8 protein-coding genes are annotated in these 6,486 nt (G+C 66.9%); 3 read left to right on the top strand and 5 right to left on the bottom strand.

From position 1 onward, the window contains the following. Positions 1–256: 256 nt before the first annotated feature. Positions 257–1,141: a type IV toxin-antitoxin system AbiEi family antitoxin gene (locus tag ACRDUX_RS37450; protein ID WP_526422037.1), complete on the bottom strand. Its 885-nt coding sequence runs from the start codon at positions 1,139–1,141 to the stop codon at positions 257–259. Positions 1,142–1,276: 135 nt separating this feature from the next. Between ACRDUX_RS37450 and ACRDUX_RS37445 the strand changes: the two genes are divergently transcribed. Further along, a complete protein-coding gene (locus tag ACRDUX_RS37445; protein WP_526422035.1) occupies positions 1,277–2,695 on the top strand; it encodes an IS110 family RNA-guided transposase in 1,419 nt (472 codons plus the stop codon). Between the two features lie 270 nt (positions 2,696–2,965). On the opposite strand, the gene ACRDUX_RS37440 is transcribed toward ACRDUX_RS37445, so the two are convergent. Further along, positions 2,966–4,405, bottom strand: coding sequence for a glycine--tRNA ligase (locus ACRDUX_RS37440; protein WP_526422033.1), 1,440 nt, complete (start codon positions 4,403–4,405; stop codon positions 2,966–2,968). 47 nt (positions 4,406–4,452) lie between these two features. Between ACRDUX_RS37440 and ACRDUX_RS37435 the strand changes: the two genes are divergently transcribed. After that, positions 4,453–4,812, top strand: a complete 360-nt coding sequence (locus ACRDUX_RS37435) for an ArsR/SmtB family transcription factor (protein ID WP_526422039.1) — start codon at positions 4,453–4,455, stop codon at positions 4,810–4,812. After that, positions 4,809–5,210, top strand: a complete 402-nt coding sequence (locus ACRDUX_RS37430) for a Fur family transcriptional regulator (RefSeq protein ID WP_526422031.1) — start codon at positions 4,809–4,811, stop codon at positions 5,208–5,210. Before ACRDUX_RS37435 ends, ACRDUX_RS37430 begins: the two co-directional genes overlap by 4 nt. Here the strand turns inward: ACRDUX_RS37430 and ACRDUX_RS37425 are convergent. From ACRDUX_RS37425 to uppS, 3 genes are all read right to left on the bottom strand, one after another. Further along, complete coding sequence (locus ACRDUX_RS37425; protein ID WP_526422029.1) at positions 5,203–5,616, bottom strand: NUDIX hydrolase; 414 nt, start codon at positions 5,614–5,616, stop codon at positions 5,203–5,205. The two genes, ACRDUX_RS37430 and ACRDUX_RS37425, sit on opposite strands and share 8 nt — an antisense overlap. Continuing rightward, positions 5,613–6,065 (bottom strand): hypothetical protein, encoded by a 453-nt coding sequence (locus ACRDUX_RS37420; RefSeq protein WP_526422027.1) that lies wholly within the window; start codon positions 6,063–6,065, stop codon positions 5,613–5,615. The genes ACRDUX_RS37425 and ACRDUX_RS37420 overlap by 4 nt, the downstream gene beginning before the upstream one ends. 22 nt (positions 6,066–6,087) lie before the next feature. After that, positions 6,088–6,486: polyprenyl diphosphate synthase (uppS, locus tag ACRDUX_RS37415; protein ID WP_526422025.1), on the bottom strand; the 399-nt coding region annotated here is incomplete at its 5' end.

Here is a 6,486-nt window from a genome sequence, read left to right as displayed (position 1 = left end):
GTGCTCGGCGGCATCATCATCGGCAACATCCTGTCGGGTGCGCTGCGCGGCGGCATCGGCGGAAGCGTCGGCGGTGGCGGCGGCTGGAGTCCGACGTCGTTCGGCGGCTCGGGCGGCGACTGGGGTGGCGGCGGCGGCCGCTTCTAGCGCATTCTCACCTTCCCGCGCGAGCTCACCTTCCCGCGCGTTCTCACCTTCCCGCGAGCGTGCGCGTCTGTACGGAGACACGCCGGGAGATTTGGCATTCGACGCACGTTCACGCCGCCATCCGTCGTTCGAATTCGAGCTCGATGCGGCGCACCAGGTCCCAGGATCTGCGCCTGACGTCGTCGGCGACGATCCCCATCACGACCCATCCGAGCTCGTGCAGCGCGGCCCGCTTCTGGCGGTCCCGGCGCAGTGCCTCCGGGTCGCTGTGGAAGTCGAATCCGTCATACTCGACAGCGAACATCCGGTCCGGCCAGGCGAAGTCGAGCCGCCACAGCCGACCGTCGCGATCGATGACCTCGTGCTGCAGCACGGGACTGGGCACTCCTCCGTCGATCATCACGAGTCGGGCTTCGCTCTCCATCGGCGACTCGGCTTCCGCAGCCGCGAGCGAGATCAGTTCACGCACCGTCACGATGCCCCGCCTGCCTGCCTGACGCGCGACAGCGGCGCGCAGCTCACGGCGATCGCAGGTACCGCTGCGCAGCGCGGCGTCGAGAGTCGCCAGCGCGCGTGGACGCCGCAGGCCGCGAGCGACCTCGACGGCCGTCCACGCCGGCGCCGTTGCGAGTCTGCCGTCAACGATCGTCAGCGGTGCGCCATCACGCCGGTGCACGAACAAGCCATCGACACAACGCAATTGGTGCCGAACCGGGTTGAGTACGTGCAGGTCTGCGACGTCCTCGGTATCGAATCCATGGGCGCGGGCGGCGGTGGCGAGGCAGATCGGGACGCGGACACCAGCCCTCAAGTCGAGCGCACGCAGTCGCACGAGGTCATCGATTTCGCCGCGTCCGTACAGGCCCGGCCACACCTTCACCAGGTCGCCGGCGTTGACCTTGGACTCCAGGCCGCGACGCGTGAGCACGCCGAGAAGTTGCGCACTAGTCGCCACACCGTCCTGCCGATCGAGCAACTCGTCGAGTTCATCCATGTCGACGAGCGTGATTCGCACCGGCCGTCAGCGGAAGTCACCGAAGGCGAATTGGGGATCAACTGCGGACTGTGCACAATCGCGCCGCCGCGAACGTGCGTGATGTGCCACCAGCGGCGGCGTAGTAAGTGAGCTATGTCGAAGAATGCTGATGAAAAGGACGTCCTCCTGATGTCGTTGATGGGCTTGGAATCCCAAAACATCGAGGAGGACGTCATGACCCAGGGTAATAGTTTGTCGCGAGGTGACAAGCGTCGGAACGCGCGATTGGCCCAGATGCGGGAGTTGGTCCCGGTGGCCAACGCGATTGTGGGGATGGACCTGGCAGACGAGAAGCAGGCCGTGGTGGTCACCGATCATGACTCGCGGGTATTGGCTCGCCGCCGAGTTCGGGCCAAGGCCTGGAACTTGGGCCCGGTATTGACCTGGGCCCGTCAGGTTGCCCGTGAGCACGGCTATACCGACGTGACGGTGGGGTGTGAGCCGACGGGTCACCGCTGGCGGGTGCTCGATCAGCTTGCCGCTCAACAGGATATCGCCTTGGTGTGTGTGCAGCCGTTACTCGTGGGGCGGGCGCGCGAAGCCGAGGACTACACCCGCGACAAGAGCGACGACAAGGACGCCGTGTTGATCGCCCGGCTCATCGGCCAGTTGCGCTGCTATGCCCCAGAGCGTGCCGATGAAACCTGGGCGCGGCTGCGTCAGCTCGGTGCCCGCCGGGAACGGCTGATCGCCGAGGCGACCGCGTGCGTGCAGCAGCTGCGGGATCTGCTGGAATGCGCGTGGCCAGCGGCGCTGACCGCAGCGGCCCAGCCCTTCGACGGCAAGACGTGGTGTGCCGCGCTGGCGGTGGTGCTGGGACGCTGCAAGGGCCGTCCCGAACACCTGGCCCGCCTCGGTGCCGCACGGTTCGAGGCGTCGGTACGTCGTGAACTTCCCCGCTGGGGCGGTCAACGCGCACGCCGCGCCATCATCGCCGCGATGTTCACCGCACTGTCAGACCCGGCCGGAGTCAGCACACAACGTCGGGGCGGGTTGGAACGCGCGGGGTGGGTGCTCACCGATTGGCACTCGACCAAGACCCGGCTAGCGCAAGTCGAAACCTGCATGGTCGAGATCCTCGACCAGCTGGAACTCACCGCCCTAGTCACCACCATCCCCGGCGTTTCGGCCGTCGGTGCGGCAGCGATCCTGGCCGAGACCGGCGACCCCACCCGCTTCGACAGCCCCCGCGCACTGGCCAAACATGCCGGGCTATGTCCCCGCGACAACAGCAGCGGCACGGCCACCGGCCGATCCAGAATCTCCGGGCGCGGTCGACCACGGCTACGCCTGGCCGCGTGGCGCGCGGTGTGGGGCGCATTGCCAAGCAACCCGGTGATGGCCACCCGCTACCGATACCTGATGACCCGAGCCGAGAACCCACTCTCAGACGGACAAGCCAGAGCCGCGATCGCTGCGGCGCTCCTGCGCTGGCTGCACGTCATCACCACCCAGCGCATCAACTGGGATCCCGCCATGGCCGGCGCCCGCGAATTACCTACCGCGGCCTAAGCACAAGCCACCCGAATGACGGGTTGGGCCAAGCTCCACGCGGCGTAGAGGGCCACCTCGAGCGACACCCTGAGCAGACCCACCCGTTCCCTCAACGAACTCGATTGCACGCTGTCGGGGACCACCCCGTTTGACGAACTACGTTGAGACGAGGGAACGGGCAGGCCCCCAACCCCTTGACTAAACCCCCTTACGCTGGTGTCGCCGTACAGACACGCACGCTCGCGGCAAAGGGGGGGTGTGGCGTGAGTGGTGAGGGGCGGCGGAGGGCTAGGCGCCCTTGAGTCGCACCGCGAGGTAGTCCGAGACGGCGTCGATCGCGACGCGCTCCTGGGTCATCGCGTCACGCTCGCGGATCGTCACCGCGTGATCCTCCAGCGAGTCGAAGTCCAGCGTCACGCAGTACGGGGTGCCGATCTCGTCCTGACGGCGGTACCGGCGCCCGATCGCACCCGCATCGTCGAACTCGACATTCCACGACTTGCGCAATTCCGCTGCCAGGTCACGCGCCTTGGGCGACAGATCGGCGTTGCGCGACAGCGGCAGCACCGCCGCCTTGACGGGCGCGAGCCTCGGGTCGAGCTTCAACACGGTGCGCTTGTCGACACCGCCCTTGGCGTTGGGAGCCTCGTCTTCGTGGTACGAGTCGACCAGGAACGCCATCAGCGAGCGGGTCAGGCCCGCCGCCGGCTCGATGACGTAGGGGACGTACCGCGTTTCGGTGGCCTGCTCGTAGAACGAGAGGTCGGTGCCGGAATGCTTTGAATGCGTGGACAAGTCGAAGTCGGTGCGGTTGGCGACGCCCTCGAGCTCACCCCACGGATTGCCCTGGAAGCCGAACTTGTACTCGATGTCGACGGTGCGGTCGGAGTAGTGCGACAGCTTGTCCTTGGGATGTTCGAACAGTCGCAGATTGTCGGGATCGATGCCGAGGTCGACGTACCACTGAAATCTGGTGTCGATCCAGTACTGGTGCCATTCGGCTGCCGTCGACGGTTCGACGAAGAACTCCATCTCCATCTGCTCGAACTCGCGGGTGCGGAAGATGAAGTTGCCCGGCGTGATCTCGTTGCGGAAACTCTTGCCGATCTGGCCGATGCCGAAGGGCGGCTTGCGACGCGACGTGGTCACCACGTTGGCGAAGTTGACGAAGATGCCCTGCGCCGTCTCCGGACGCAGATAGTGCATGCCCTCTTCGGTCTCGATCGGACCGAGGTGGGTCTTGAGCATCATGTTGAAGTCGCGCGGCTCGGTCCACTGCCCCGGGTCCCCGGTCTCCGGGTCGCGGATGTCGGCCAGCCCGTTTGGTGGTGGGTGACCGTGCTTGGCCTCGTACGCTTCGATCAAATGGTCTGCGCGGTAACGCTTGTGGGTGATCAGCGACTCGACGAGCGGGTCGTTGAACACTTCGACGTGGCCCGAGGCCACCCACACCTCACGCGGGAGGATGATCGCGCTGTCCAGGCCGACGACGTCGTCGCGGCCGGTGACGACCGACCGCCACCACTGCCGCTTGATGTTCTCCTTGAACTCGACGCCGAGCGGACCGTAGTCCCACGCCGACTTGGTGCCGCCGTAGATCTCGCCGGATTGATAGACGAGGCCACGGCGTTTCGCAAGGTTGGCAACGGTGTCGATGATGGAGGCCACGGTGCAACAGCGTAGCGACTCGCCAGACGCCTCCGTCACCACGGCCTCGTCGATTGACATGCACGATGGCGCATGTATTCTGACCCGTAATGAAAACGGTTTCCAAAATGGTCGAGGACAGTCACGTCGACCACGCCCACGGCGGCGAACCACCGCAGGAGGTGCCGCCGCGGAGCGTGCTCGACACCGCGGGCGACCTGCTGCGGGCGCTGGCCGCACCGGTCCGCATCGCGATCGTGCTCCAGCTTCGCGAATCGTCGCGATGCGTGCACGAACTGGTCGACGCCCTGGGGGTGCCGCAGCCGCTCGTCAGCCAGCACCTGCGCATCCTGAAGTCAGCGGGCGTCGTCGCCGGTGAACGAACCGGCCGCGAAGTGCACTACCGGCTGGTCGACAACCATCTCGCCGAGATCGTGCAGGCCGCGGTCGCCCACGCGGGCGAATACGCCGGGGACGACCCCCGATGACGGGCACCGCCGTCCGCTCGACCCGCCAGCGCGCCGCGATCTCCGCACTGTTGGAGAACGTCGACGAGTTCAGATCCGCCCAGGAGCTTCACGACGAACTGCGCCGTCGTGGCGAGGGCATCGGCCTGACGACGGTCTACCGCACGCTCCAGTCGATGGCATCCGCCGGGCTGGTGGACACCCTGCGCACCGATACGGGCGAAGCGGTGTACCGGCGCTGTTCTCAGCACCATCACCATCACCTGGTGTGCCGCACGTGCGGGGCCACGGTCGAGGTGGACGGCGGCGAGGCGGAGGCGTGGGCCACGGATGTCGCCGCCAGGCACGGTTTCTCCGACGTCAGCCACACCATCGAGATCTTCGGGGTCTGCGGGGACTGCAGGTCGCGCGTCAGCTGACGACGTCGCGCGCCAAGGCGAGGACCGTGTCACCGGTCAGCGGCGCAAGCTCCACGTCACCGGGCGCATGGGGGTCGATCCACGCGAGCTCGTCGATCTCGGCCGCAGGATGCGGGGCGGCGTCAAGGCGCACCAGGAAGAGGTCGGCGTCGACGACGTGGTCCGGCTCGTTGGCCGCCGCGGCGGTGTACCGTCCGAGCGCCCGAGCCGCCGCGACGTCGAATCCGGCACCGAGCTCCTCCCGCACTTCACGGGCGAGAGCCTCGAGTGGGGCTTCACCCAATTCGATCTTGCCGCCGGGCTGCATGAACGACGACGTCCCACGCTTTCTGACGACGAGCACGCGGTTGTCCGCGTCGACGACCACCGCAGCGACGATCCGGATGACGCGGTCGGTGGACGTCACGTCGTCAGCGCCTTGCGGACGTCTGCACCCGTGGTGAGGACGAGCAGGATCAGGGTGCGCAGGGCGTCTTCGGTCAGGCCGGCCGCGGGAAAGTTGTAGCGCAGCATCACGTCGGCGACCCTCTTGGTCGCGGACTTGCGCGTCGTCCTGGCCGACGATCCGTTGGCGGGCGTGTCCGGCCCGTCGGCGATCTTCTCGACCAGCGCGACGGTGCCCAGCATCGTCCTACCCGCCTGCTCGGCCACGCGTTCACGAATCTTGTTGTTCAGCGGGAGGTCCCACGCGAGCGGCTGGGTGAGCGACACCATCTCCAGCCCCTCGGCGATGGTCACCACGCGCAGCGAGGCCACCGAACCGTCCACGGTCACCGTGAGGGCGCCGTCCGACTCCTCGACGAGCGTCGTCACCACCCCCAACGCGGAGGTCAGCCGTTCGACGAGCGTGCTCATCAGGCTCTGCCCCTCAGGCTTGTCATTCGGCTCTGCCGAAGCGGCGGTTGCGGTGGACGTACTCTTCGCACGCCGCCCAGAGGTCCCTGCGGTCGTAGTCCGGCCAGAGCTTGTCCTGGAACACGTATTCGGCGTAGGCGGCCTGCCACAGCAGGAAGTTGCTCGCCCGCTGCTCCCCCGACGTCCGGATGAACAGATCCACGTCTGGGATGTCGTCGCGGTGCAGGTGCTTGGCGAACGCGGCCTCGCTGATCCGACGGGGAGTGACCTTGCCGTCGACCGCCAGTTGCGCCAGTTCCTGCGCCGCCTCGACGATCTCGGTGCGGCCACCGTAGTTGACGCAGTAGTTGATGGTGATGACGTCGTTGCCGACGGTCATCTTCTCGGCGATGTCGAACTCCTTGATGACGCTGCTCCACAT

The organism is Mycobacterium sp., assembly GCF_050701675.1.
Taxonomy (GTDB): domain Bacteria; phylum Actinomycetota; class Actinomycetes; order Mycobacteriales; family Mycobacteriaceae; genus Mycobacterium.
Note: the sequence above shows the minus strand (reverse complement) of the source record. Positions and strands in the feature narration are given on the sequence as shown.

Excerpts from the sequence above, each read along its gene's own strand:
- ACRDUX_RS37450 (WP_526422037.1), bottom strand. The coding sequence starts at position 1,141 with ATGGATGAACTCGACGAGTTGCTCGATCGGCAGGACGGTGTGGCGACT.
- ACRDUX_RS37445 (WP_526422035.1), top strand. The coding sequence starts at position 1,277 with ATGTCGAAGAATGCTGATGAAAAGGACGTCCTCCTGATGTCGTTGATG.
- ACRDUX_RS37440 (WP_526422033.1), bottom strand. The coding sequence starts at position 4,405 with ATGTCAATCGACGAGGCCGTGGTGACGGAGGCGTCTGGCGAGTCGCTA.
- ACRDUX_RS37435 (WP_526422039.1), top strand. The coding sequence starts at position 4,453 with ATGGTCGAGGACAGTCACGTCGACCACGCCCACGGCGGCGAACCACCG.
- ACRDUX_RS37430 (WP_526422031.1), top strand. The coding sequence starts at position 4,809 with ATGACGGGCACCGCCGTCCGCTCGACCCGCCAGCGCGCCGCGATCTCC.
- ACRDUX_RS37420 (WP_526422027.1), bottom strand. The coding sequence starts at position 6,065 with ATGAGCACGCTCGTCGAACGGCTGACCTCCGCGTTGGGGGTGGTGACG.